22 protein-coding genes and 1 tRNA gene are annotated in these 21837 nt (G+C 71.2%); 12 read left to right on the plus strand and 11 right to left on the minus strand.

Annotated features, from left to right (window positions below):
- Positions 1-67 precede the first annotated feature (67 nt).
- The 6 genes from xseA to AB1285_RS10015 all read left to right on the plus strand — a co-directional run bounded on the left by xseA (position 68) and on the right by AB1285_RS10015 (position 5432).
- Positions 68-1345 carry an exodeoxyribonuclease VII large subunit gene (gene xseA / locus AB1285_RS09990; RefSeq protein ID WP_268777781.1) on the plus strand — a complete coding sequence of 426 codons (1278 nt, stop codon included), beginning with the start codon at positions 68-70 and terminating at the stop codon, positions 1343-1345.
- Positions 1346-1381: 36 nt separating this feature from the next.
- Positions 1382-1615: an exodeoxyribonuclease VII small subunit gene (locus tag AB1285_RS09995; RefSeq protein ID WP_187663600.1), complete on the plus strand. Its 234-nt coding sequence runs from the start codon at positions 1382-1384 to the stop codon at positions 1613-1615.
- Entirely contained in the window at positions 1612-2256 is a 645-nt protein-coding gene (locus AB1285_RS10000; protein WP_187663599.1) for a DUF4245 family protein, read from the plus strand. The genes AB1285_RS09995 and AB1285_RS10000 overlap by 4 nt, the downstream gene beginning before the upstream one ends.
- A complete protein-coding gene (locus AB1285_RS10005; protein ID WP_187663598.1) occupies positions 2253-2927 on the plus strand; it encodes a carbonic anhydrase in 675 nt (224 codons plus the stop codon). The genes AB1285_RS10000 and AB1285_RS10005 overlap by 4 nt, the downstream gene beginning before the upstream one ends.
- Positions 2924-4318, plus strand: a complete 1395-nt coding sequence (locus tag AB1285_RS10010) for a class II fumarate hydratase (protein WP_370428681.1) — start codon at positions 2924-2926, stop codon at positions 4316-4318. Before AB1285_RS10005 ends, AB1285_RS10010 begins: the two co-directional genes overlap by 4 nt.
- Before the next feature lie 277 nt (positions 4319-4595).
- Positions 4596-5432 (plus strand): DUF559 domain-containing protein, encoded by an 837-nt coding sequence (locus AB1285_RS10015; protein WP_280566563.1) that lies wholly within the window; start codon positions 4596-4598, stop codon positions 5430-5432.
- A 408-nt stretch (positions 5433-5840) separates the two neighbouring features.
- Here the strand turns inward: AB1285_RS10015 and AB1285_RS10020 are convergent, their stop codons facing one another.
- From AB1285_RS10020 to AB1285_RS10030, 3 genes are all read right to left on the minus strand, one after another.
- Positions 5841-7223 carry a PhoH family protein gene (locus AB1285_RS10020; RefSeq protein WP_370428680.1) on the minus strand — a complete coding sequence of 461 codons (1383 nt, stop codon included), beginning with the start codon at positions 7221-7223 and terminating at the stop codon, positions 5841-5843.
- A gap of 158 nt (positions 7224-7381) precedes the next feature.
- Positions 7382-8512: an aminotransferase class V-fold PLP-dependent enzyme gene (locus AB1285_RS10025; RefSeq protein WP_280566561.1), complete on the minus strand. Its 1131-nt coding sequence runs from the start codon at positions 8510-8512 to the stop codon at positions 7382-7384.
- Between the two features lie 34 nt (positions 8513-8546).
- Positions 8547-9326, minus strand: coding sequence for an isoprenyl transferase (locus AB1285_RS10030; RefSeq protein ID WP_187664116.1), 780 nt, complete (start codon positions 9324-9326; stop codon positions 8547-8549).
- Positions 9327-9422: 96 nt separating this feature from the next.
- On the opposite strand from AB1285_RS10030, the gene trhA reads away from it, so the two are divergent.
- Positions 9423-10154, plus strand: a complete 732-nt coding sequence (trhA, locus tag AB1285_RS10035; RefSeq protein WP_370428679.1) for a PAQR family membrane homeostasis protein TrhA — start codon at positions 9423-9425, stop codon at positions 10152-10154.
- 7 nt (positions 10155-10161) lie between these two features.
- Here trhA and AB1285_RS10040 read toward each other — a convergent pair whose 3' ends face one another.
- The gene (locus AB1285_RS10040; RefSeq protein WP_187663592.1) at positions 10162-10449 is read right to left on the minus strand and encodes a hypothetical protein; all 288 of its coding nucleotides are present in this window, start codon (positions 10447-10449) and stop codon (positions 10162-10164) included.
- Positions 10450-10517: 68 nt separating this feature from the next.
- On the opposite strand from AB1285_RS10040, the gene AB1285_RS10045 reads away from it, so the two are divergent.
- Together AB1285_RS10045 and greA are read left to right on the plus strand one after the other, a co-directional pair.
- A complete protein-coding gene (locus AB1285_RS10045) occupies positions 10518-10904 on the plus strand; it encodes a DUF4307 domain-containing protein (protein WP_187663591.1) in 387 nt (128 codons plus the stop codon).
- Positions 10905-11001: 97 nt separating this feature from the next.
- The gene (gene greA, locus AB1285_RS10050; protein WP_136051615.1) at positions 11002-11493 is read left to right on the plus strand and encodes a transcription elongation factor GreA; all 492 of its coding nucleotides are present in this window, start codon (positions 11002-11004) and stop codon (positions 11491-11493) included.
- A gap of 66 nt (positions 11494-11559) precedes the next feature.
- On the opposite strand, the gene ilvA is transcribed toward greA, so the two are convergent.
- Both ilvA and AB1285_RS10060 read right to left on the minus strand, forming a co-directional pair.
- Positions 11560-12789 carry a threonine ammonia-lyase gene (gene ilvA / locus AB1285_RS10055; RefSeq protein ID WP_370428678.1) on the minus strand — a complete coding sequence of 410 codons (1230 nt, stop codon included), beginning with the start codon at positions 12787-12789 and terminating at the stop codon, positions 11560-11562.
- A complete protein-coding gene (locus AB1285_RS10060) occupies positions 12786-13982 on the minus strand; it encodes an AI-2E family transporter (RefSeq protein ID WP_187663589.1) in 1197 nt (398 codons plus the stop codon). The genes ilvA and AB1285_RS10060 overlap by 4 nt, the downstream gene beginning before the upstream one ends.
- An 85-nt stretch (positions 13983-14067) precedes the next feature.
- On the opposite strand from AB1285_RS10060, the gene AB1285_RS10065 reads away from it, so the two are divergent.
- Positions 14068-15327 (plus strand): winged helix-turn-helix domain-containing protein, encoded by a 1260-nt coding sequence (locus AB1285_RS10065; RefSeq protein WP_280566551.1) that lies wholly within the window; start codon positions 14068-14070, stop codon positions 15325-15327.
- Entirely contained in the window at positions 15324-16223 is a 900-nt protein-coding gene (locus tag AB1285_RS10070; RefSeq protein ID WP_370428677.1) for a hypothetical protein, read from the plus strand. The genes AB1285_RS10065 and AB1285_RS10070 overlap by 4 nt, the downstream gene beginning before the upstream one ends.
- Positions 16224-16232: 9 nt before the next feature.
- Here the strand turns inward: AB1285_RS10070 and AB1285_RS10075 are convergent, their stop codons facing one another.
- From AB1285_RS10075 to AB1285_RS10085, 3 genes are all read right to left on the minus strand, one after another.
- A complete protein-coding gene (locus AB1285_RS10075; protein ID WP_136051621.1) occupies positions 16233-16799 on the minus strand; it encodes a LemA family protein in 567 nt (188 codons plus the stop codon).
- 88 nt (positions 16800-16887) lie between these two features.
- The gene (locus AB1285_RS10080) at positions 16888-18201 is read right to left on the minus strand and encodes a D-arabinono-1,4-lactone oxidase (protein WP_370428676.1); all 1314 of its coding nucleotides are present in this window, start codon (positions 18199-18201) and stop codon (positions 16888-16890) included.
- A complete protein-coding gene (locus AB1285_RS10085; RefSeq protein ID WP_370428675.1) occupies positions 18198-19442 on the minus strand; it encodes an alanine racemase in 1245 nt (414 codons plus the stop codon). The genes AB1285_RS10080 and AB1285_RS10085 overlap by 4 nt, the downstream gene beginning before the upstream one ends.
- A 64-nt stretch (positions 19443-19506) precedes the next feature.
- Between AB1285_RS10085 and AB1285_RS10090 the strand changes: the two genes are divergently transcribed.
- A tRNA-Leu gene (locus AB1285_RS10090) sits at positions 19507-19579 on the plus strand.
- A 4-nt stretch (positions 19580-19583) separates the two neighbouring features.
- On the opposite strand, the gene AB1285_RS10095 is transcribed toward AB1285_RS10090, so the two are convergent.
- A complete protein-coding gene (locus AB1285_RS10095; protein WP_370428674.1) occupies positions 19584-20417 on the minus strand; it encodes a cation-transporting ATPase in 834 nt (277 codons plus the stop codon).
- A 199-nt stretch (positions 20418-20616) separates the two neighbouring features.
- Complete coding sequence (locus tag AB1285_RS10100) at positions 20617-21699, minus strand: hypothetical protein (RefSeq protein ID WP_370428673.1); 1083 nt, start codon at positions 21697-21699, stop codon at positions 20617-20619.
- Positions 21700-21837: the final 138 nt, after the last annotated feature.

Consider the following 21837-nt stretch of genomic DNA (forward strand, 5'->3'; position numbering starts at 1 on the left):
CACCCCTCGATTCTACCGTCGCCCGGCTGGACGGGGCCGGTGAGCGCGCGGGCAGGAACGGGAGCAGATGACAGTCTTCGAAGCGGCGACAGGACCGGGCGAGACGCCGCCGGCGGATGCCGTGGCCCCGCGCGACTCCACCGCCCAGGCGCCGACGTCCGTGGCCCGACTGAACGCCACCATCCGCGACTTCGTGGCCCGCTGGAACACGGTCTGGGTCGAGGGCGAGATCACCTCGTGGAACGTCCGCGCCGGGAACGTCTTCGCCCGCCTCAAGGACACCCGCTCCGACGCGCAGATCTCCATCCGCGTCTGGTCGAGCGTGCGCGGCCGCATCCCCGCCGACCTGGGTGTGGGCGATCACGTCGTCGCCGCCGTCAAGGCCGACTACTTCGTCCGCTCCGGCGACTTCAGCTTCGCGGTCTCCGCCATGAAGCACGTCGGGCTCGGCGACCAGCTCGAACGCCTGGAGCGGCTGCGCGTGCAGCTCCGCCAGGAGGGCCTCTTCGACCCCGCCCGCAAGAAGCGCCTGCCGTTCCTCCCCCACGTCATCGGCCTCATCACCGGCGAGCGCTCCGACGCCGAGAAGGACGTGCACCGCAACGCCGAGCTGCGCTGGCCGCAGGTACGGTTCAAGACCGCGTACGCCGCCGTGCAGGGCGACCGCTGCGTGCCGGACACCCTGGCCGCGTTGGCCCGTCTCGACGCCGACCCCGAGGTCGACGTCATCATCATCGCGCGCGGCGGCGGCGACCCGCAGACCCTCCTCGGCTTCAGCGACGAGCGCCTGGTCCGCGCCGTCGCGGCGGCCTCCACGCCGGTGGTCAGCGCCATCGGCCATGAGAACGACCATCCCCTCCTCGACGACGTCGCCGATCTGCGCGCGTCGACGCCGACCGACGCCGCCAAGCGCGTCGTTCCGGACGTCGGGGAGCAGCGCGCGCTCATCGCGCAGCTCCGGTCCCGCGCCACGACGCGCCTCACCCAGCGCCTCTCGCACGACATCGCCCAGCTGGAGCAGCTGCGGTCCCGTCCCGTGCTGCGCTCCCCCGCTCCGATCATCGACACGCGCGCGCAGGAGACCTTCCTGCTCCTCGCCCGTGGCCGCGACGCGGTCACCCGGCAGCTCGACGACGCCGGCCGCCGGACGGGCGAGTTGCGCGCCTCGCTGCGCGCCCTGTCCCCCGCCGCCACCCTGGCCCGCGGCTACGCGATCGCACACCTCGAGGGCGGTGTCATCCTCCGCGATGCAGCCGATGCGCCCGCGGGCAGTGCGCTGACGCTCACGGTGGACCGAGGGTCGTTGGCGGTGCGCTCGGAGGGCGAGATCGCGGAGGACGCCTGAGCGGGAGGCGTCCGAGGCACGACGTAGGATGGAGGAGTGAGCGCCGTGAACGACACCCCCGTGGACACGCTGTCGTTCGAGGCGGCCCGTGACGAGCTCGTGCGGGTCGTCGCCGAGCTCGAACAGGGGGCACCGACCCTCGAGCACTCGCTCGCACTCTGGGAGCGCGGCGAGGCCCTGGCCGCCCGTTGCGAGGAGTGGCTGCTCGGCGCGAAGCGCCGGCTCGAGGCCGCTCGCACCGCCACCGCCGACGAGAGCGACGCGTCATGAGCAAGGGCCCCGCGATCAACGCCGACCTCGGTCGGCCGGAGACACCTGACGAGACCGCCGCGCGCAAGGCCGCGTCGAGCAAGGCCTATCGGTCGAGCCAGACGGTCCGCAATCTCGTCGCCGCCCTCGTGGTGACCCTCGCGGTCGTCGTCGTCATCATCGCGCTCGTCCCCCGCGGTGAGCCGGTCGCGGCGAAGCCGATCGACGTGGCCGCCATCGCCGCCGACGTCGAGTCGTCCATGGGCAGCCCGGCGATCGTTCCCGAGACGGACGAGTTCTGGCGGGTGAACGCGGCGGAACTCCAGAGCGGAGCCCCCGTGGTCTGGGAGGTCACCCTCGCGCCCGCGGCGCAGGATGAGCGCGGATTCATCAAGCTCGCCCAGGCGTTCGACGCCGATGCCTCCTGGGCCCCGCAGCGGCTGAACGGCGTCGCCCCGACCGACACCGTGCGCATCGGCGGCCGGGAGTGGGACGTCTACCAGCCCGGCTCCGCCAGCGCCGAGGCGAACGTCACCTATGCCCTCGGCACCCAGGCCGGCGACGACTATGTGCTCCTCTACGGCTCCCGCTCCGCGGACTCCACCGCCGAGCTCGCGGAGTCGCTCATCCCCCAGATCCGCACCGTCTCGGAGGCCCGATGACCCACCCGCTGACCCCCGCCGCCGCCTGGAAGCAGATGCAGGACGGCAACCGTCGCTTCGTCCGCGACGAGCCCCAGCACCCGAACCAGAACGTCGACCGTCGCAAGGACCTCACCGCGGCCCAGCACCCCGTCGCGACGCTGTTCGGCTGCTCGGACTCCCGTCTCGCCGCCGAGATCATCTTCGACCTCGGCCTCGGCGACCTGTTCGTCGTGCGCAACGCCGGACAGGTGATCGGCGAGTCGATCGTGGCGAGCCTGGAGTACGCGGTCGCCGTTCTCGAGGTGCCGCTCATCGTGGTCCTCGCGCACGACTCCTGCGGTGCGGTGCGTGCCGCCATCGACGGCACGGCCATCGACGCCGACCCGCTCCCCCCGCACATCTGGAAGCTCATCGCGCCGATCGTCCCTGCCGCCCGCAAGGTCCTCGCGGAGAGCGGCGGCGGCACGGTGGCCGACATCGATGCGGAGCTCGTCGGCCGCGAGCACCTGCGCAACACCGTCAACGACCTGCTGCAGTCGTCCGAGATCATCAGCAACGCCGTCGCCGAAGGCCGTCTCGGCATCGTCGGCGCCAACTATCGTCTGGCCGAGGGCGAGGCAGCGCCCGTCGTCACGGTCGGCATCGAAGCCGAGGGGATCGACCCCGCAACCAAGGAGGGTTCGGAATGACCGACACCGAGTACCGCATCGAACACGACACCATGGGTGAGGTGCGAGTGCCCGTGAACGCGCTCTACGGGGCGCAGACACAGCGCGCCGTGGAGAACTTCCCGATCTCCGGCAAGGGCCTGGAGTCGACGCAGATCGCCGCACTCGCGCGTATCAAGAAGGCCGCCGCCCTGGTCAACAAGGAGCTCGGCACCCTCGACGGCGCCATCGCCGATGCCATCGCGCAGGCCGCCGACCAGGTCGCATCCGGCGCACACGACGGCGAGTTCCCGGTCGACACCTACCAGACCGGCTCCGGCACCTCGTCGAACATGAACATGAACGAGGTCCTGGCGACGCTCGCGAGCCGCATCCTCGGATCGACCGTGCACCCCAACGACCACGTGAACGCCTCGCAGTCGTCGAACGACGTGTTCCCGACCTCGGTGCACATCGCGGTCACCCAGGCGCTCATCGACACCCTGATCCCCGCGCTCGACCACCTCGCGGTCGCGCTCGAGGCCAAGGCGGAGCTCTGGAAGGACGCGGTCAAGTCCGGCCGCACGCACCTCATGGACGCGACGCCCGTCACGCTCGGCCAGGAGTTCGGCGGCTACGCCCGCCAGATCCGTCTGGGCATCGAGCGCGTGCAGTCGGCGCTCCCCCGCGTGGCCGAGGTGCCCCTGGGCGGCACCGCCGTCGGCACCGGGATCAACACTCCCCTCGGATTCCCGCAGAAGGTCATCGAGCTGCTGGCGGCCGAGACCGAGCTGCCGATCACCGAGGCGAAGGACCACTTCGAGGCGCAGGCGAACCGCGACGGTCTCGTCGAGGCCTCCGGCGCGCTCCGCACGATCGCCGTGTCGCTCACGAAGATCAACAACGACCTGCGCTGGATGGGCTCCGGCCCCAACACCGGTCTCGGCGAGCTGCACATCCCCGACCTGCAGCCGGGGTCGTCGATCATGCCGGGCAAGGTCAACCCCGTCGTGCCCGAGGCCGTGCTCATGGTGTGCGCGCGGGTCATCGGCAACGACGCCACGGTCGCCTGGGCCGGCGCCTCCGGCTCGTTCGAGCTGAACGTCGCCATCCCGGTCATGGGCACCGCGGTGCTCGAGTCGATCCGTCTGCTGTCGAACGCCTCGCGGGTGCTCGCGGACAAGACGATCGACGGCCTGCAGGCGAACGTCGAGCGGGCGGCGGCCTTCGCGGGTATGAGCCCGTCGATCGTGACGCCCCTGAACAAGCTCATCGGCTACGAAGCCGCGGCGAAGATCGCCAAGCACTCGGTCGCCAAGGGCATCACGGTGCGCGACGCCGTGATCGACCTCGGCTACGTCGAGCGCGGCGAGCTCACCCTCGAGCAGCTGGACGAGAAGCTCGACCTGCTGTCGATGACCCACCCGGGCTGATCCACGCTCGAAGACGGATGCCGCGAGGACCTCGGTCCCCGCGGCATCCGTCGTTTCCGGCACCGTCCCGTTCTCCGATCCCGTTCTCCGTCCGTCTCGGTTCCCACCTCGGATGCACGACCACGTTCCGTCTGCACGACCGAATCCCCGGAACAGGACTACCTGCGGCTCCGGATCGTGCAGGTGACTCTTCCTCCACGTATCCCCGGACATCCCGACTCGTCCCCACGACGTCCTTCGGCCCCCGCCGTGACGCCGGAGGACGCAGAATCGGCGAGTGCTCGATCCCGTCTCGACCCTTCACCGTCTCGGAGGCATCGCCCGCGGTCGCGACCTCGGGGCTTTCGGAATCTCCCGCTCCGCCTTGTCCCGCGCGGTGCGCGCCGGCCGGATCCATCGGGTCCGCGCGGGGGTGTTCGCCACCCACGACCTCGACGCGACGGTGCTCACGGCGGCTGCCCACGGAGGGGCCATCAGCTGCGGCACCGCGCTACGTGCCCACGGAGTCTGGGTGCTGTCGGAGAGCGATGCGCCGCACGTCTGGCTCGGGCGCAACGGCCGCGCGCACCCGCACATCGAGTGCCGGTGCATCCCGCATCATTTCGAGGGACGCACCCGGTTCGGCATCGTGGCTGTCGAGGACGCGCTCCGGCATCTGCACGCCTGCGAGGGTGACGAGTCGTTCTTCGTCTCGTTCGAGTCCGCCTGGCGCCTGGGTCTGATCGGCAGCGCGTCACGAGCCCGGATCCGCGCCGCGCTGCCCCGGTCCGCGCGTTGGCTCGTGGACTTCGCCCGGTCCGACGCGGACAGCGGTCTGGAATCCCTCCTGCGCCTCCGTCTCCACATCCTCGGCGTGCACCTCGCGACGCAGGTCTCGATCCCCGGTGTCGGCCGCGTCGACTTCGTGGTCGACGGCCGACTCATCATCGAGGTCGACGGCCGGGAGCACCACGGTGCTCCCGAGATGCGCCACCGCGATCTCTCCCGCGATGCTGCGGCATCGCGACTCGGGTACGAGACGCTGCGCTTCGACTACGCCCAGGTCGTGCACGACTGGCCCATGGTTCAGGCTGCGATCGAAGGGGCTCTGCGCCGGGCCCGCGACCGCGTCTGACCGCGGTTCCGCCCGCACGGCCCCGTTCCGCCCGCACGGCCCCGTTCCGCGTGCACGACCCCTCCGGTCCCGGCAGCCGGCCGACGGTGCAGGATCGTGCAGGTGTCGCTACCGACGTCCGAGGGCCCGCGGGACGGATGCACGAGCTGGATACGCCTGCACGACGGAACACCCCTGATCGACCCACCACTGTCGTCGGATCGTGCATCCGGGAGATCGTGTATCCCGACGGGACCGTGTATCCACCCGCTCGCGTGACGTGACGTCTGGACCTCCAGGTGCACGAGCCCGACATGGATGCACGATCGAAGAGGCCGGTGGGGCCAACAGGCGGGACGAGATCGTGCGGCCGGGACGCGATCGTGCGGGCGGGCCCGGGTCGTGCAGAGCCCGCCCGCACGGATCGGGTCAGCTGAGCTCGCCGCCCTCCAGGAGGTCCGTGACGAGGGCGGCGATGGCGGAGCGCTCCGAGCGGGTCAGCGTGACGTGTCCGAAGAGGCCGTGTCCCTTGAGGGTCTCGATGACGCTCGCGATGCCGTCGTGCCGACCGACCCGGAGGTTGTCGCGCTGCCCGACGTCGTGGGTGAGGATCACCCGGGAGTTCTGGCCCATCCTGCTGAGCACCGTGAGCAGCACGTTCCGCTCCAGGGACTGCGCCTCATCCACGATCACGAAGGCGTCGTGCAGGGACCGTCCGCGGATGTGGGTGAGCGGCATGACCTCCAGCAACCCACGCTCCACGACCTCGTCGATGACGTTCCCGGAGACGACGGAGCCGAGGGTGTCGTACACCGCCTGGCCCCAGGGGTTCATCTTCTCCCCCTGGTCGCCCGGGAGGTATCCGAGCTCCTGGCCCCCGACGGCGAACAGCGGACGGAACACGATGATCTTCTTCTGCTGCTGCCGCTCCAGCACGGCCTCCAGACCGGCGCACAGCGCCAGCGCGGACTTGCCGGTGCCTGCGCGTCCGCCCAGCGACACGATGCCCACCTCGGGGTCGAGGAGCAGGTCGATCGCGATGCGCTGTTCGGCGGAGCGCCCGTGCATGCCGAAGATGTCCCGGTCCCCGCGGACGAGCCGGAACTCGCCGTCGCCGGTGACCCGACCGAGGGCCGATCCGCGCTCGGAGTGGATGATGAGGCCGGTGTTGACGGGGAGCCCGTGCACGTCCTCACTGATCCCGACCTCGCTCTCATAGAGGTCGCTGATGTCATCGCCGGAGAGGTCGAGGGTGGCGATGCCCGTCCAGCCCGAGTCGACGGCCTGCTCCGCGAGATACTCCTCGGCACGCAGCCCGAGGGACGCCGCCTTCACCCGCATCGGGAGATCCTTCGACACGATGGTCACGTCCTGGCCGTCCTGCGCGAGGTGCATCGCCACGGAGAGGATGCGGCTGTCGTTGTCACTGAGGCGGATGCCGGCCGGGAGCACCGAGAGGTCGGCGTTGCCGAGCTCCACGCGGAGGGTGCCGCCCTCGCCGACCTCCACCGGGAAGTCGAGGCGGCCGTGCTCGACGCGGAGGTCGTCGAGGTGACGCAGCGCCTGGCGGGCGAAGTAGCCGATCTCCGGGTCGTGCCGCTTGCCCTCGAGTTCGGTGATGACGACCACCGGGAGCACCACGGAATGCTCCGCGAAGCGGAAGAGCGCCTGCGGATCGCTCAGCAGGACCGAGGTGTCGAGGACGTAGGTGCGCAGATCCTGATCGGGTTCTGCGGCCGCGGCCTGTCTCGTCGTCTGACGGGTGGACTGCTGCGCGGTGCTGGTGGACTGCTGCGCTGAACGTGTGGTCACGACCCACTCCCGACCCGGGGATTCCCGGCTATTCGAACGAGTCGACCAGGGGGTCACGAGTCGCGAACCTGAGGCCGACCCGACCGGGCGCCTTGCCCGATGCCTTGAAGGTACGACCGCCCGGGCGTTTTCCACGGACAAGACACGCCAGCGATTCGTTACGGGACGATGAACGATTCCTTGCCGAACGCGCCGAGGGTCTCATCGAGCAGTGCGAGGGTCTCGGCGTCGGTGCCCGCGTGCGGTGCGACGCGGATCGACTCGCCACGCGCCGTGACGACCAGTCCGGCGTTCGCGAGGGCCGCCGCGAGCCGAGCGGGTTCCTCCGGTGCGAGGGCGACGATCCCCGCGCGCTCGGTGCGGTCGCGCGGGGAGACGACGGCGATCCCATGGCGGTCGGCGGTCTCGATCACCGCGTCCACCTGCGCGGAGACCCGCTCTTCGATGGCCGCGACGCCGGCGTCCCTGACATCGCGTGCGCCGGTTGAGAGCCGGCCGGCGGCGAGCGTGTCCGGCACGCTGATCGTGTACGCCTTCGCGTCCGGTGCCGGGGCGGGCAGCTCGTCGACGAAGAGTCCGCTCGCCGTCGTCCCGGTGATGCCGGAGAGCACGGGTGCGATGCGCTCGCGCGCCTGCGGCGAGAACCAGGCGAACCCGGTGCCCCGGCCCGCGCGCAGCCACTTGTACCCGTGCCCGACGACGACGTCCGCGACGCTGTAGTCGGCGTCGATCACACCGAAGGACTGCACGGCATCGACGATGAGGAGGCGATCAGGGCCGAGGACGTCACGCAGCGCGGCGAGGTCGGCACGGTAGCCGGTGCGGAAGTCGACGTGGCTGACGGCGAGGGCGACGACCTCGTCGTCGAGGACAGCACTGACGGCGTCGGGAGTGACCCGTCCGTCCTCGGGCGTGATCCACCGTGGTGTGACCGCGCGGCCGGACGCGGTCGCCGCGCGCTCCAGAGTGAGGCTCACACTCGGGAACTCCGCCGTGCTCGCGACGACCGCGCCGGAGACCCCGTAGAGCGCGTGCATGAGGCCGTGCGTCGACGACGGCTGCAGCGTGACCTCCGCGGCGTCGGCGCCGAGGAGTTCGGCGATGACCTCCTGCGCCTGCCCGATCCGCTCTCCCACGAGGGCCAGCGACGACGGCCGACCGCTGCCGAGCAGGTCCGCGTCCGCGAACACCTCGGCACGGACCGAGGGTGACACGGGGCCGAACGCCGCCCAGTTCAGGTAGCCGGGCTCGGCGTCGAACGTTCCGATGTAGTCGTCGAAGGAGCTCACTGCGTCATTGTGACACGCGCGCGCGGTTCCCGGATCAGCGTCCGAATCGGCGGTCGCGGTCGGCGTAGTCGCGGATCGCGCGGAGGAAGTCGACCTGGCGGAGGTCCGGCCCCAAGGCCTCGACGAAGTAGAACTCGCTGTGCGCGCTCTGCCACAGCAGGAAGTCGCTCAGCCGCTGCTCGCCGCTTGTGCGGATCACGAGGTCGGGGTCGGGCTGGCCGCCCGTGTAGAGGTGCTCCCCGATCATCTCCGGAGTGAGGTGCGCCGCGAGGTCTTCCAGCGTGCCACCCGATGCCTCATGCTTCGTGATGATGCTGCGCACCGCGTCGACGATCTCGTTCCGGCCGCCGTAGCCGACCGCGAGGTTCACGTGCAGTCCGGTGTGGTCCTTCGTCCGCTCCTCCGCGTCGGCGAGCACCCGTGCCAGTTCGACGGGGAGGATGTCGGAGCGGCCGACGTGCTTGACCCGCCAGTTCCCCTTCTGGGATAGCGCCTCGGCGAGCTCCGCGATGATCTCGATGAGATCGGCGAGCTCGGCCGAGTCCCGTTTGCGGAGGTTGTCGCTGGACAGGAGGTAGAGCGAGACGACCCGTACCCCGAGCTCATCGCACCAGCCGAGGAACTCCTGCATCTTGGCCGCCCCCGCACGGTGTCCTTCGGCCGGGGTGTCGAATCCGAGCTGCCGCGCCCACCGGCGATTGCCGTCGATCATCATCGCGACATGGTGCGGAACGGAGGCCGGATCGAGCTGACGACGCAGCCGGCTGGTGTACAGCCGGTACAGCGGTCCCCGCCCCGGGCTCTCGCGTGACATCACCCACCTACGCTACCCTGCCCCGGTCTTCCGCGCCGGTGCAGAACCTGGGGACATGTACGGGGCGGGGCATGCGCAGCCGCTTAGAGTGAGCACGTGAGCACTTCCGACCAGACCGGCGCCGACGTCCCACAGCTGCCGCTGCTCGAAGCCGCGGCCGCCGATGCGACGACCGAGATCAAACCGACCTGGCGCGGCTGGATCCACACCGGCACGTTCCCCGTCGCGCTCGTCGCCGGCATCGTCCTCGTCGCCGTGTCGCAGGGCGCCGCGGCGAAGTGGGCCGCGGTGGTCTTCATGGCCACCTCGCTGCTGCTGTTCGGGAACTCGGCCGTGTACCACCGCTTCAACTGGCGGCCGCGGGTCAAGGGCATCCTCAAGCGGATCGACCATGCGAACATCCTGCTGCTCATCGCCGGCACGTACACGCCGCTCGCGACCCTGGCGCTGCCGCCGGCGAAGGGCGTCCTGCTGCTGACGCTGGTCTGGAGCGGAGCCCTGCTCGGCATCCTCTTCCGGGTGTTCTGGATCCACGCGCCGCGCTGGCTCTACGTCGCGCTGTACCTACTGCTCGGCTGGGCCGCGGTGATGTACATCGTCGACCTGCTCGACGCCAACGTCGCCATGATGGTCCTCGTGATCGTGGGCGGTCTGCTCTACACGGGCGGCGCCATCGTCTACGCGCTGAAGAAGCCGAACCCCTGGCCCGGACACTTCGGCTTCCACGAGATCTTCCACGTGTGCACTGTTCTGGCGTTCCTGTGCCACTGGACCGCGTGCCTGCTGATCGCCCTGCACCCGCTGTCGCCGTCGCTCGGCGCGCCCTGAGCCGGGGTCAGCGCTCGCGCGGCTCCTCATCGGACGCGGCCGGAGCTTCCGGTGCGGTGCGACCGTCGTCCGCGGCGTTCTCGGCGGCGCGGGCGGCTTCTTCCGCGTCGAGCTCCTCGCGGACCTCTTCGCGGTACCGCACCCGGCGGATCCGGCGGTTCATGTCCCAGATCAGCAGGATCACGGCGATGAGCACGAAGACGATCACCGCGAAGCCGGCGAAGCCCGGCGTGACCGACTCCGGAGCCACCGTCATCGACGGTGTCGGCATCGGAGTCTCGGAGAGGAAGCGCATGAATCGGCCTTTCGTACGCAGGTCGCATAACCTGGTAACACCAGCCTAACGACCGGAAGACCTCACCTGTGACGACCGCCCTCCAGCTCGACGAACGCTACGGCCGCACCCGCCGCCGCCGGTGGCCGTGGTTCCTCGCCGGGGCCGTCGCCCTGCTCCTCCTCGCCGCCCTCGCCTGGTCCACCGTGAGTCAGTCGATGAGCTCCGTCGATGCCGACGACCTGGGCTTCGAACTCGTGGACGAGCATGCCGTCGACCTCCGCTTCCAGGTCACCGGCGTCCAGGGCAAGGACGTCGTCTGCGTGCTCGAAGCCCTCGACGAGGAGTTCGGTGTCGTGGGCTGGAAGATCGTGGAGATCCCGGCCGGAGACGCCCACTCGCTCACCCGTGCGGAGCGCATCCCGACCGTCGCGGAGGCCACGACAGGTTTGGTGAACACCTGCTGGGTCGCCTAGACTGATGCCAGACAGACGACGCCCCGGCACCGTGCCGGGGCGTCTTGGCATATCCCCCGCGGCATCTCGGCGGGATCCCGATAGAAGGAGCTTCGTCATGTCCACCGATGCTCAGGTCCCCTTCCTCACGCAGGAAGCCTACGACCGGCTCGTCGCCGAGCTGGAACACCTCTCCACCGTCGGCCGCGACGAGATCGCCAAGCGCATCGAGGCGGCCCGCGAGGAGGGCGACCTCAAGGAGAACGGCGGCTACCACGCGGCGAAGGACGAGCAGGGCAAGCAGGAGGCGCGCATCCGCACCCTGGAGGCGCTGCTGAAGACCGCGAAGGTGGGCGAGGCTCCCGCCAGCCGCGGCATCGTCGAGCCAGGCACTGTCGTGACCGCGGTCGTCGCGGGCGGCGAGGAGGTCTTCCTCCTCGGCAGCCGCGAGATCGCCGCCGCCGGCAGCGACCTCGACGTCTACAGCGAGGCCAGCCCGCTGGGCCAGGCGATCCTCGGCCTCAAGGTCGGTGAGTCCTCGTCGTACGAGGCGCCGAACGGCCGCTCGATCAGCGTCGAGATCGTGAAGGTCGAGACCTACACGGGCTGACGCCTGTTCGTCACGACTCACCCCCTCGACCGCGACGGTCGAGGGGGTGCGTCGTATCGGGCGGACTCAGTCCGGGACGACGATGGGCGCGAACCCGGCGCGACGGAGGGTGTCCAGCGTGTGGGCCGAGTGCTCCGCCCCGCGGGTCTCCACGCTCAGTTCGAGGATGACCTCGCTGATCTGGAGTCCGTGGCCGTGACGGGTGTGCATGGCCTCGATGACGTTCGCTCCCGCCTCCGCGATGAGCTCGGACACGCGGGCGAGCTGACCCGGACGGTCGGGTAGCGGGATGCGGATCGTGAGGTACCGCCCGGAGGCGGCGAGGCCGTGCGACACCACCCGCTGCAGCAGGAGCGGGTCGATGTTGCCGCCGGACAGCACCGCCATCGTCGTGCCGGTCGCCGACACGCGTCCGGAGAGGACGGCAGCGACGCCTGCCGCACCGGCCGGCTCGACCACGACCTTCGCCTGTTCCAGGAGCACGAGCATCGCGCGCGCGAGGTCGTCGTCGGAGACCGTGACGACCTCGTCGACGAGTTCCTTGATGATCTCGAACGGCACGGCGCCCGGTCGCGCGACGAGGATGCCGTCCGCGATGGTGGGGCGCGTGACGATGTCGACCGGCTCCCCGGCCGCCAGCGACGGCGGGACGGCGGCCGCGTTCTCCGCCTGCACGCCGATCACGCGGATCGTGCGACCGAGTTCCGCGGCCTTGGCCTTCACCGCTGCGGCGACGCCGGCGATCAGCCCGCCGCCGCCGATCCCGAGGACGACGGTGTCGATCTCGGGCGCATCCTCCAGCAGTTCCAGGCCGAGCGTGCCCTGCCCGATGACGATGTCACGGTGATCGAAGGGATGGATGAGCACGGCACCGGTGCGCTCCGAGAACTCGGCGGCCAGGCGCAGCGAGGTGGCGACCGTCTCCCCCTCGAGCACCACGTCCGCGCCGTACCCGCGTGTGGCGAGGAGCTTCGGAACCGGGACCCCGAGCGGCATGAAGATCGTCGCGGGGATGCCGAGTGCCTGGGCGGCCAGGGCGACGCCCTGTGCGTGGTTCCCGGCCGAGGCCGCCACGACGCCGCGGGAGCGCTCCTCCGCGCTGAGCCGGGAGAGGCGGTAGGCCGCACCGCGGATCTTGAAGGAGCCCGTGCGCTGCAGGTTCTCCATCTTCAGCAGCACCGGGGCGCCGAGCGCATCGGACAGCGCCCGCGAGGGCAGGGTCGGGGTGTGCGAGATCACCTCAGCCAGACTTCGAGCCGCGTCCTGGAACTCGGTCAGGCTGGGGACTGCGCTCATCGATTCCTCCGTCTCCGCTCGCGCGGAACTGTGCTCCAGATCAGGTCTCCGCTCGGCCCGACGCCGGTGCGCCAGGATCCCGAGCTGATGGTCACCGCCGCCACGTTCACGAACGCGGCCAGCGGGACGGCGAAGAGTGCGCCGGGGATCCCCGCGATCATCGCGCCGCCCGCGACCACGAGGACGACGGCGAGCGGGTGCACCTTGACGGCGGAACCCATCATGATCGGCTGCAGGATGTGACCCTCGATCTGCTGCACGGCCAGCACGACCACGAGCATCCAGAGGGCGATCCACGGGCCGTTGTAGACGAGCGCGAGGAACACGGCGACCGCACCGGTCACGACCGCACCGACGATCGGGATGAACGAGCCGAGGAACACCAGGACGGCGACGGGCAGCGCGAGCGGGACCTGGAGCAGGAAGGCACCGAGGCCGATGCCGATCGCGTCGATCGTCGCCACGAACAGCTGCGTCCTGGCGTAGTTGACGATCGTCGTCCAGCCGTTGCGCGCGGCACCGTCGACAGCGGGACGGGCCTTCCGCGGGAAGATCCGGAGCGTCCAGCGCCAGATACCGGCGCCGTCCGCGAGGAGGCAGATGAGGATGAACAGGGACAGCAGCGCCCCCGTGGCGACGTGCCCCACGGTGGTCCCGATCGCGAGGGCCCCCGTCCAGAGGACCTGCGCCTGCTCGCTGATGAAGTCGAGGCCCTGCTGCAGATAGTCCGCGATCTGCGTATCCGACAGACTCAGCGGGCCCTCGTGCAGCCAGACCTGGAACTGGTCCAAGGCCTCGGTCGTGCGCTGCTGCACGTCGGGGAGCTGGGCGCGCACCTGCCACACCACGAGCCACATGAGTCCCGTGACGATCGCCGCGGTGCCGATGAGCGAGACGGCGATCGCGAGCCAGCGCGGGAACCCGTGGCGCAGCATCCAGGAGAACGCCGGCCACAGCAGGGCGGTGATGAGGATCCCGACCATGAGCGGGATGACGAGGAGCTTGAGCAGCATCACCAGCCAGATGAAGACGCCGATGGCCGCTGCGATGAGCAGCAGGCGCCAGGCGTAGCTCGCCGTGATGCGCAGAGGCAGCGGCACCGCTTCGTCGGCTTCGGTGGTCACGGTCCGATCGGTCACCACGGGGCGCGGACGGAACAGATCGCGCAGCCGGGGTCGCTGGTCCTCGCTCATCGCCTCAGTCTACGGTCATGCCGTATGCCGTTCGACGCATCTTGCGCGCGGCGACGATGTCGGATACCGGGGATACGCTGGCGGCGTGACCGACACCCTCAGTCCCGCTCAGGCACGCCGGATCGCCCTCGCCGCCCAGGGCTTCACCCGCGCACGTCCGGCCACCGTCTCCGGGCGCCATCTGCACCGCGTGATGGACCGGCTCGGCGTGCTGCAGATCGACTCCGTCAACGTGTTCGCCCGGTCGCACTACCTCCCGCTGTTCTCCCGTCTCGGCGCCTATGATCCCGCGCTCCTCGACCGCCTCTTCCTGTCCCGCACGACCCATTACGTGGAGTATCTCGCCCATGAGGCGACTTTTATCCCCGTCGAAGACTGGCCCCTGTGGCGGTTCCGCATGGACGACTTCCGGCGACGCTGGTCCGCGGAGGACTCCTGGCTCCGCTCGAATGCCCGGACGGTGGAGTGGGTTCAGGACGAGCTTCGCGCGCGCGGACCCCTGCGCCCCGTCGACCTCCGTGCCGATGCCCCGCGCGAGCGCGGCACCTGGTGGGACTGGGACGAGGTCAAGCTCGCTCTCGAGCATCTGTGGCGCACGGGCGATGTGGCCGTGGGCGGGCGCCGGGGGTTCGAACGCACGTACGCCCTCGCCGAGCAGGTCATCCCGGACGGCATCCGGTCCCGGGAGATCCCGCGGGAGGACGCCATCCGCGAGCTCGTCCGGCGTGCGGCGCGCTCCAGCGGCGTCGGCACCGCGGCCGATCTCGCGGACTACTACCGTCTCCGAGACCGCGCTGCGGTGACGGCGGCGATCGCCGACCTCGTGGACACCGGAGAGGTGCAGCCGGTGAGCGTCCGCGGCTGGGAGCGTGGTGGCAGACCTCTCCCCTCCTGGCGGCACCGGGACGCCGTGCTCCCACGCCGGGTCGAGACCGCCGCCCTGCTGACCCCGTTCGATCCGGTGGTGTGGTTCCGGGAACGCGCGTTGCGGGCATTCGAGCTCGACTACCGCATCGAGATCTACGTCCCGGCTGCGAAGCGCCGCTACGGCTACTACTCGCTGCCCGTGCTCGTCGGCGACCGGATCGTGGCGCGCGTCGACCTCAAGGCCGACCGCGGCACCTCGACCCTCCAGGTGCAGTCGGCGTGGTGGGAGCCGCAGGCTCGCCCGGGTGATGCCGAGGCGATCGCCGCGGAGCTCCTGCGGGCCGCGCAGTGGCAGGGCCTCGAGCAGGTGTCGGTCTCCGGGTGGGGCGATGCGACCGCAGCCGTCCACGCGGCGCTCGCCTCGACCGCGCCGGGCGTGGTGCGGCGTCATGTCCACGTGCGCGAGGGTGTCGCATGACCCGTCGTCGCCGGTGGCTCCTGGCCGGTCTCGTCGCGGTCGTCGCTGTGGCGGCAGGGGTGTGGTGGGGTGTCTCCACGCTCCGCTCGCCCACACCGGAAGAGGCCGTGCGGGACTACCTCCGGGCTCTGGAGACGGGCGATCCGGAGGCGGTCACGGCGACCGGGACCGCGGTGTCCGACCGCGCCCTCGCCGCGTTCGCCGGGGCAGCCTCGACCATCGAGGACGCCCAGGTCACGGGGGTCCGCGACAGCGACGGCGAGGTGTCAGCGACCGTGACGTTCCGGCTCGACGGGGACGAGCACGAGGCTCGGCTGAGGCTGGATCAGGAGGACGGGCGCTGGGTCGTCGACGCCTCCGGCCTCGGCACGCTCCGCGCCACGACGACGGTCGGGACGGCCGTGCAGGTCGGCGATGCCGTCCTCCCGGTGGCGGAGGATGCGGCGCTGCTGCCTGCCGTGTATGCCGTGGCGGCCGCGCCCCTGACGCTGCTGACGGGGACGACCGAGGCCGTCGTGCTGCCCGGCGGCGACGCCACGGCGACAGTGACCGCCGCGCTCCGCCCCGAGGCGACCGAGGCCGCACAGTCGCAGCTCGAGGCCTACCTGGAGACCTGCACGGCCGGTGGAAGCGCGATTCCCGAGAACTGCGGCATCCGGATCCCCTGGGGCACGGAGTTCCGAGAGGTCTCCGATGTCGCCTTCCGCGTCGAGCGGTTCCCGATGGTGACCCTCACCCCGACGACGTTCGCCGCCGACGACGGCGTCCTCGAGGCGACCGTGACCGGCACCGGACAGAACGGGACGACGCGCTCGGTCACCTATCGCAGCACCGCATGGAGCGTGCGCGGAGGCGTCGAGATCACCGCAGACGAACTCGCCCTCACCGTGTGGTGAGGGCGAGGATCAGAACTGCACGCGCGGCGGCTCGGAGATGGCGCCGCTGTCGGCGACCTCGAAGAACTCGCGCTCCGTGAAGCCGAGCCCCTTGGCGAAGAGGTTGTTGGGGAACACCTTGATCTTCGTGTTCAGCTCCCTCACCCCGCCGTTGTAGAAGCGCCGCGCGGCCTGGATCTTGTCCTCGGTGTCGACGAGGGCCTGCTGCACCTGCAGGAAGTTCTGGCTCGCCTGAAGCTGCGGGTAGGCCTCGGCCACGGCGAAGAGGCTGCGCAGCGCCTGCTGCAGGTGCCCTTCGGCGATCCCCGCCTCACCGGGGCTGCCGGCGGAGAGGGTCTCGGCACGGGCGCGGGTGACGTTCTCGAACACCGCCTTCTCGTGCGAGGCATAGCCCTTGACCGTCTCGATGAGATTCGGGATGAGGTCGGCACGGCGCTTGAGCTGGACCGTGATGCCGCTCCAGGCTTCGTCTACGCGGACGTTCAGCTGCACCAGCGAGTTGTACGTCGCCCAGAGATAGACGCCGACGAGCAGGATCACCCCGACGACGATCAGTACCGGCACGAGCCATTCCATCAGTGCCCCACCCTTTCCCGTGTTTCTCTCATCCTAGACGCGGTGCCTGCACGTGGACTGGGGACGCGACAGCTCGCCGGCCCGCGCATCAGCTGCCCAGAACCCGCTCCAGGTACCGGTTCGTGAACCGGCGCTCCGGATCGAGGCGGTCGCGCACTGCCACGAAGTCGTCGAAGCGCGGATACCGGTCACGCAGGGTCTCGTGCGTCAGCGTGTGCAGCTTGCCCCAGTGCGGGCGGCCGCCGTGCGCCAGCATGATCTCCTCCACCGCGCCGAAGTACACGGTCGGGTCCGCCCGCCAGTACCGGTGCACCGCGATGTACGCGGTCGCGCGGTCGTGCGCCGTCGAGAGCCAGCGGTCGTCCGCCGCCGCGAACCGCACCTCCACGGGGAATTCGATGCGCCAGCCGCGCTGTGCGATGAGCTCCTGGAGGGCGCGGAACGCCGGCACGACCTCGGCGGCCGGCAGCGCGTACTCCATCTCGCGGAACCGCACGGTCCGACTCTGGGTGAGCACGCGGTTCGACAGGTCGGTGTACTCGCGGTCCCCGGTGAGCCGCACGGCGAGCCGGTTGAACGGCGGCGTGATCGCCGGGACGGCCTGTCCCGCCGCGCAGACGACGCGGTACACCCCGTTGGCGAGAAGGGTTTCGTCCACCCACCGGCCCACGATCGGCAGAGGCTTTCTCCGCGTCGACTCGGGCAGCCGCGATTGCCGCTTGGTCAGCGCCACGTCGGTGTGCGGGAACCAGTAGAACTCGAAGTGGTCGGCCGCGGCGACGCGTTCGTCGATCGTGGAGAGCACCTCGTCCAGGGGCACCGGCTCGTCGATCGCATGCATCACGAACGTCGGCACGCACTGCAACGTCACCTCGACGATGATGCCGAGCGCACCCAACCCCAGGGCGACCGCCGGCAGCAGCTCGGGACTGTGCGCCTCATCGATGCGGAGGAACTCCCCGTCCGCGGTGATGAGGGTCACCCCCACCACCTGCGTGGCGAGACCGCCGAAGCCGACGCCGGTCCCGTGCGTGCCCGTGGAGATCGCGCCCGCGATGGATTGCCGGTCGATGTCGCCGAGGTTCTCCATCGCGAGACCGTAGCGCGCGAGCAGCCCGGGGATGCGATGCAGCCGCGTGCCGGCGAGGAGCGTGACGTGTCCGCTCGCGACGTCCGCCGAGACGAGGCCCTGGAGATCATCGAGTTCGAGGAGCACACCGGGCGCGACGGCGATCCCGGTGAAGCTGTGACCGGCGCCGACCGCTTTGATCGTCAGCCCCTGCCGCGCCGCTGCCCGCACGGCGCGCTGCACGCCTTCGGGGCTGCGCGGGCGCTCGACCCGGACCGGGCGGACGGACGCCGATCGGCCCCAGTTCTGCCAGGTGCCGCCGATCCTCGTCACAGGAACGCCTTCCCCTCGCCGCGATACGTCGGCAGCTCGTCGACGACCTCGTCGCCGGAGACGAGGTGGTAGGCGGCGATGCGCTCTGCCGGTTCACCGCTCTTGGCGTGACGGAACCAGACGCGATCGCCGACGCCCAGGGTCGCGGCGGTCGGCCCCTGCACCGGCGTCTGCACCTCTCCGGCCGCCTCCCGCGGAAGCGTGCGGAGGTTCGCCGGCCACACCGGGCGCGGCTGCCGCGAGGCGACCGCGGGACCGGAGGCGATCCAGCCGCCGCCCAGCACGGTGGCGATGTCCACCGCGGGACGGCGCACGACGTCGAAGGCGAACGCGGCGGCCGGTGCGGGCCGGAAGGACCGGTACCCGTCGAACAGGTGTCCCCCGAGCAGGCCGCTGCCCGCGCTGGCCTCGGTGAGGGACTCGTCGCTGTTGCTGAACTCGAGGGAGCCCGTCCCCCCGCCGTTGAGGAACTCGAGGGGCGTCACCGCGCCGACCGCGGAGACGATCGCCGCCCGCCGCTCCCGCAGCTCGTCACGCGACCGGGCCTGGACTCGACGGATGAGCGGCCCATCGGGGCCGGCGTCGCCCTGTCCCGCGATCTGCGCGTCGTACATCTGCAGCCCCACGAGACGGAAGCCGGGGCGCGCCGCGACCTTCCGAGCGAACGCCGCGACCTCACCGGCCGAGAAGAGGGCCGAGCGGCGGACGCCGATGTGTCCGAGCAGCGCCGATCGCCAGGACGCGTCGACGTCGATCGCCACCCGGAGCTCGGGCCGCGCCGAAGGAGCCGCAACGCTGTCGACGAGATCGAGGTGCACCGGGTCGTCGATCATGAGAGTGATGCGCTGCGCCGCCTGTTCGTCGGCGCAGAGCCGTTCGAGGGCGGCCCGGTCGACCGTCGGGTAGCCCAGCACGATGTCGTCGTGCGTCTCCGCGAGCCAGAGGGCCTCCTCCAGCGTGAACGCGAGGATGCCGCGGAAACCCGGGAGGCGCAGCACGGCATCGAGGACCGCACGCACCCGCACCGACTTCGACGCCACCCGGATCGGCAGACCGCCCGCACGGACGAGCAGGTCCATCGCGTTGTAGCGGAGGGCCTCGCGATCGATCACCGCGACCGGCGCCGGAAGATGCCCGGTCGCCGCCGACAAGCGCGGCCAGTAGCGGCCCGGGTCCTCCCATTCGGGGGCGACCGCGGGGCCGCCCGGGACGGGGCTCAGTTCGTCGGTGAGGTCGAGCACTCCCCCACCCTATGGCCTGAGCCCCGCCGGGTCACGACCCCGCCGACGATAGGCTGGCCGCGCGGCCCCCGTAGCCCAATGGCAGAGGCAGGCGACTTAAAATCGCTTCAGTCTGGGTTCGAGTCCCAGCGGGGGCACCCGTCACCGTCCGAGGATGTCTCCGATCCCGGGGATGCCGAGATCACCGAGCCGCTCCCCCCAACCGGTCGCCGCCTCGCCGGCCGAGCCGAGGATCTCGTCGGCGCCGCCGGCCAGAGCATCGAGGTCGACGCCGGAGGCCAGGGCCTCGAAGTCCACGCCGAGCCCCGCCGCCTGCTCCAGGAGCGGTGCGGCCACGGTGCTCACGACGGCGCCGCCGGCCACGACGCCCAACACGCCGACCGCCGCGCCGCCCGCAGCGACCGCGGCCCCGCCCGCACCGCCGCCGCGGACACGGGAGAGGAGCCCGCGCAGACGGCCCGGTCGCATCGCCTCGGCCCGTCCGGCCGCGCGCGCGAGGTCGTCAGGGGAGGACGAGCGCGGCTGCTCTTCCGTGGGGAGCTCGGCCCGCATGCGGGCCTCGACGTGCTCCCGCTGCGTCGGCGTGAGGCGCGTGAAGGCCTCTCGATGGATCTGCTCGATCCGGTGGGGGTCGGCCGTCTGCAGGAGGTAGTCGTACCGGGCGATGGCCGCACGGTCCGCCGCGGCGACGTCGCGCCCGCCGGCGACACCGGGGGCCGGCGGTGGGGCGTACGTGCCCGAGGTGGACGCTCGTGCGCCACCCGGACGGGCGTCCGCAGCCGAGGAGGCGGGAGGAGGCGTGGTCGGGCGCTGCGGCTGGGGGTCCTGGGCTCGGACGGCGTCCACCGCGCCCCGGATCATCCCGCTCCAGTCCGTCGAGGGGCGAGTGCCGTCGCCGGCACGCGCACCGGGGCTTCCGCCCTTCGCGTCGATGGCATCGGTGGCGAGGCGGATCAGGCGGGAGAGCTTCGACATGGGGGTCCCTTCGTGGGACGGGCCGCCGTTCTCCGCGACGTCGGGCGACGACAAGGGTTCGGGGCAGCCCGCGATTCGGGTGCCAAGGTCTCCTCCACCCTCGCGGGCCAGCGGGCCGGGGCACGATGACATGCCCGTCATGACGACGTCGCTGCAGACGGGAGTACTCCCCTTGCCTTCGACACGCTAGCGAGGCGGCCTATGGATCGGCTCCATGCTCCGGCACGGGGAGGGAGCCGCCGAGGATCCCGGTCATCTCCTCATACAGCGTCTGGAACGCGTCGCGGAGCTCGGCAGCGCCATCCGGTCGCCCCGCGGCCGGTACCGCCTCCGGCAGCGTCCCGAGGGCGAGGGTCGCCGCCGCCTCCCGTGCCACCGCCGCGCCGAAGCCGTCGGACGGCCGCCCCCGATCCGATGCCAGGACGAGCTGGTCGCGCAGCACTCCCGCCACCCCGAGGAGCACGGCGGCCGCGCGCAGGTGGCTGCGAGCGACCTCCGTGCCGAGAAGGCGGTCGTGCATCATGCGTGCGAATCGGCGGGCATGCGGCGTCGGAACGTCTCGCCGCGCGCGAAGGCGCCAGCTGTCCGCCGCGCCCGGCACGGCCTCGTAGGAGAGCGGCTCTCCATCCCGCAGATGCACCACCGGGATCGAGGGCGGCGCGAGGAGCGTCTCGCGCTGCCACCAGTCCGCGGGAGCGACCGCGGCGGGGAGGAAGGCGGTGCCCGGAGCGTGCGTCCCCGGCCGGTCGGGCTGCACGAGATCGGCGGTACTGGCGAGCAGAGCGAGGCCGCGTTCCCTCGCGAACCGATGCAGCAGCACTCCCGCAGGGGCGACCTCGGCGACCTGGAGGGAACGCGCGAACTCCGCGGCCTCGGGGAGCGGGAGCACCACGGCGACCGCCGACGGGTCGGGTCCGGGCGGCATGAGCCACGGGCGGCCGGAGAACGCCGCCACCCGGAGGGCGTGCGAGGCGTAGCCGTCTCCGGGGGTGAAGAGTCTCAGGGCCGCCCCGGGCCGTCCGGCGATCGCCTCGTGCACCTGCGCGATGAGACGCGGGTGCGGGCGCACCGCGGCGTCGAGTACCAGATGGTGCGTGGCTCGTCGTGTCCATGGCTGCCACGCCCCGGCCTCGGCGCCGACATCCGCCTCCGTGTTCGTGCGGCTGATGCGGACGAGCGCGCCGTCGAGCTGTTCCGCGAGGCGCTCCGCCCGCTCCTCGTCGCCCGCCGCCGTCCGGATCGACACACTGACGGTCGGCGACTCTCCCCCGTGCGCGCTCACCGGACCTCCTCCCAGCGTCGTCCGGGGGTGAGTGACACGCCCTTCCCGAGCACCCTGCGAGCGTACAATGTGAGATGTTACGTCGCCAACTCTCGCCGCGCCGCGAACGGAAGAAGGCCCCGGCGCTCACGCGCTCAG

It is taken from the genome of Microbacterium sp. NRRL B-14842 (assembly GCF_050470785.1).

What these genes read in the sequence shown, in the direction of transcription:
- AB1285_RS10030 (WP_187664116.1), bottom strand. Translation starts at nt 9,326, where the DNA reads ATGTCACGCGAGAGCCCGGGGCGGGGACCGCTGTACCGGCTGTACACC.
- ilvA (WP_370428678.1), bottom strand. Translation starts at nt 12,789, where the DNA reads ATGAGCGCAGTCCCCAGCCTGACCGAGTTCCAGGACGCGGCTCGAAGT.
- AB1285_RS10095 (WP_370428674.1), bottom strand. Translation starts at nt 20,417, where the DNA reads ATGTCGAAGCTCTCCCGCCTGATCCGCCTCGCCACCGATGCCATCGAC.
- AB1285_RS10005 (WP_187663598.1), top strand. Translation starts at nt 2,253, where the DNA reads ATGACCCACCCGCTGACCCCCGCCGCCGCCTGGAAGCAGATGCAGGAC.
- AB1285_RS10040 (WP_187663592.1), bottom strand. Translation starts at nt 10,449, where the DNA reads ATGCGCTTCCTCTCCGAGACTCCGATGCCGACACCGTCGATGACGGTG.
- xseA (WP_268777781.1), top strand. Translation starts at nt 68, where the DNA reads ATGACAGTCTTCGAAGCGGCGACAGGACCGGGCGAGACGCCGCCGGCG.
- AB1285_RS10010 (WP_370428681.1), top strand. Translation starts at nt 2,924, where the DNA reads ATGACCGACACCGAGTACCGCATCGAACACGACACCATGGGTGAGGTG.
- AB1285_RS10060 (WP_187663589.1), bottom strand. Translation starts at nt 13,982, where the DNA reads ATGAGCGAGGACCAGCGACCCCGGCTGCGCGATCTGTTCCGTCCGCGC.
- greA (WP_136051615.1), top strand. Translation starts at nt 11,002, where the DNA reads ATGTCCACCGATGCTCAGGTCCCCTTCCTCACGCAGGAAGCCTACGAC.
- AB1285_RS10070 (WP_370428677.1), top strand. Translation starts at nt 15,324, where the DNA reads ATGACCCGTCGTCGCCGGTGGCTCCTGGCCGGTCTCGTCGCGGTCGTC.
- AB1285_RS10075 (WP_136051621.1), bottom strand. Translation starts at nt 16,799, where the DNA reads ATGGAATGGCTCGTGCCGGTACTGATCGTCGTCGGGGTGATCCTGCTC.
- AB1285_RS10000 (WP_187663599.1), top strand. Translation starts at nt 1,612, where the DNA reads ATGAGCAAGGGCCCCGCGATCAACGCCGACCTCGGTCGGCCGGAGACA.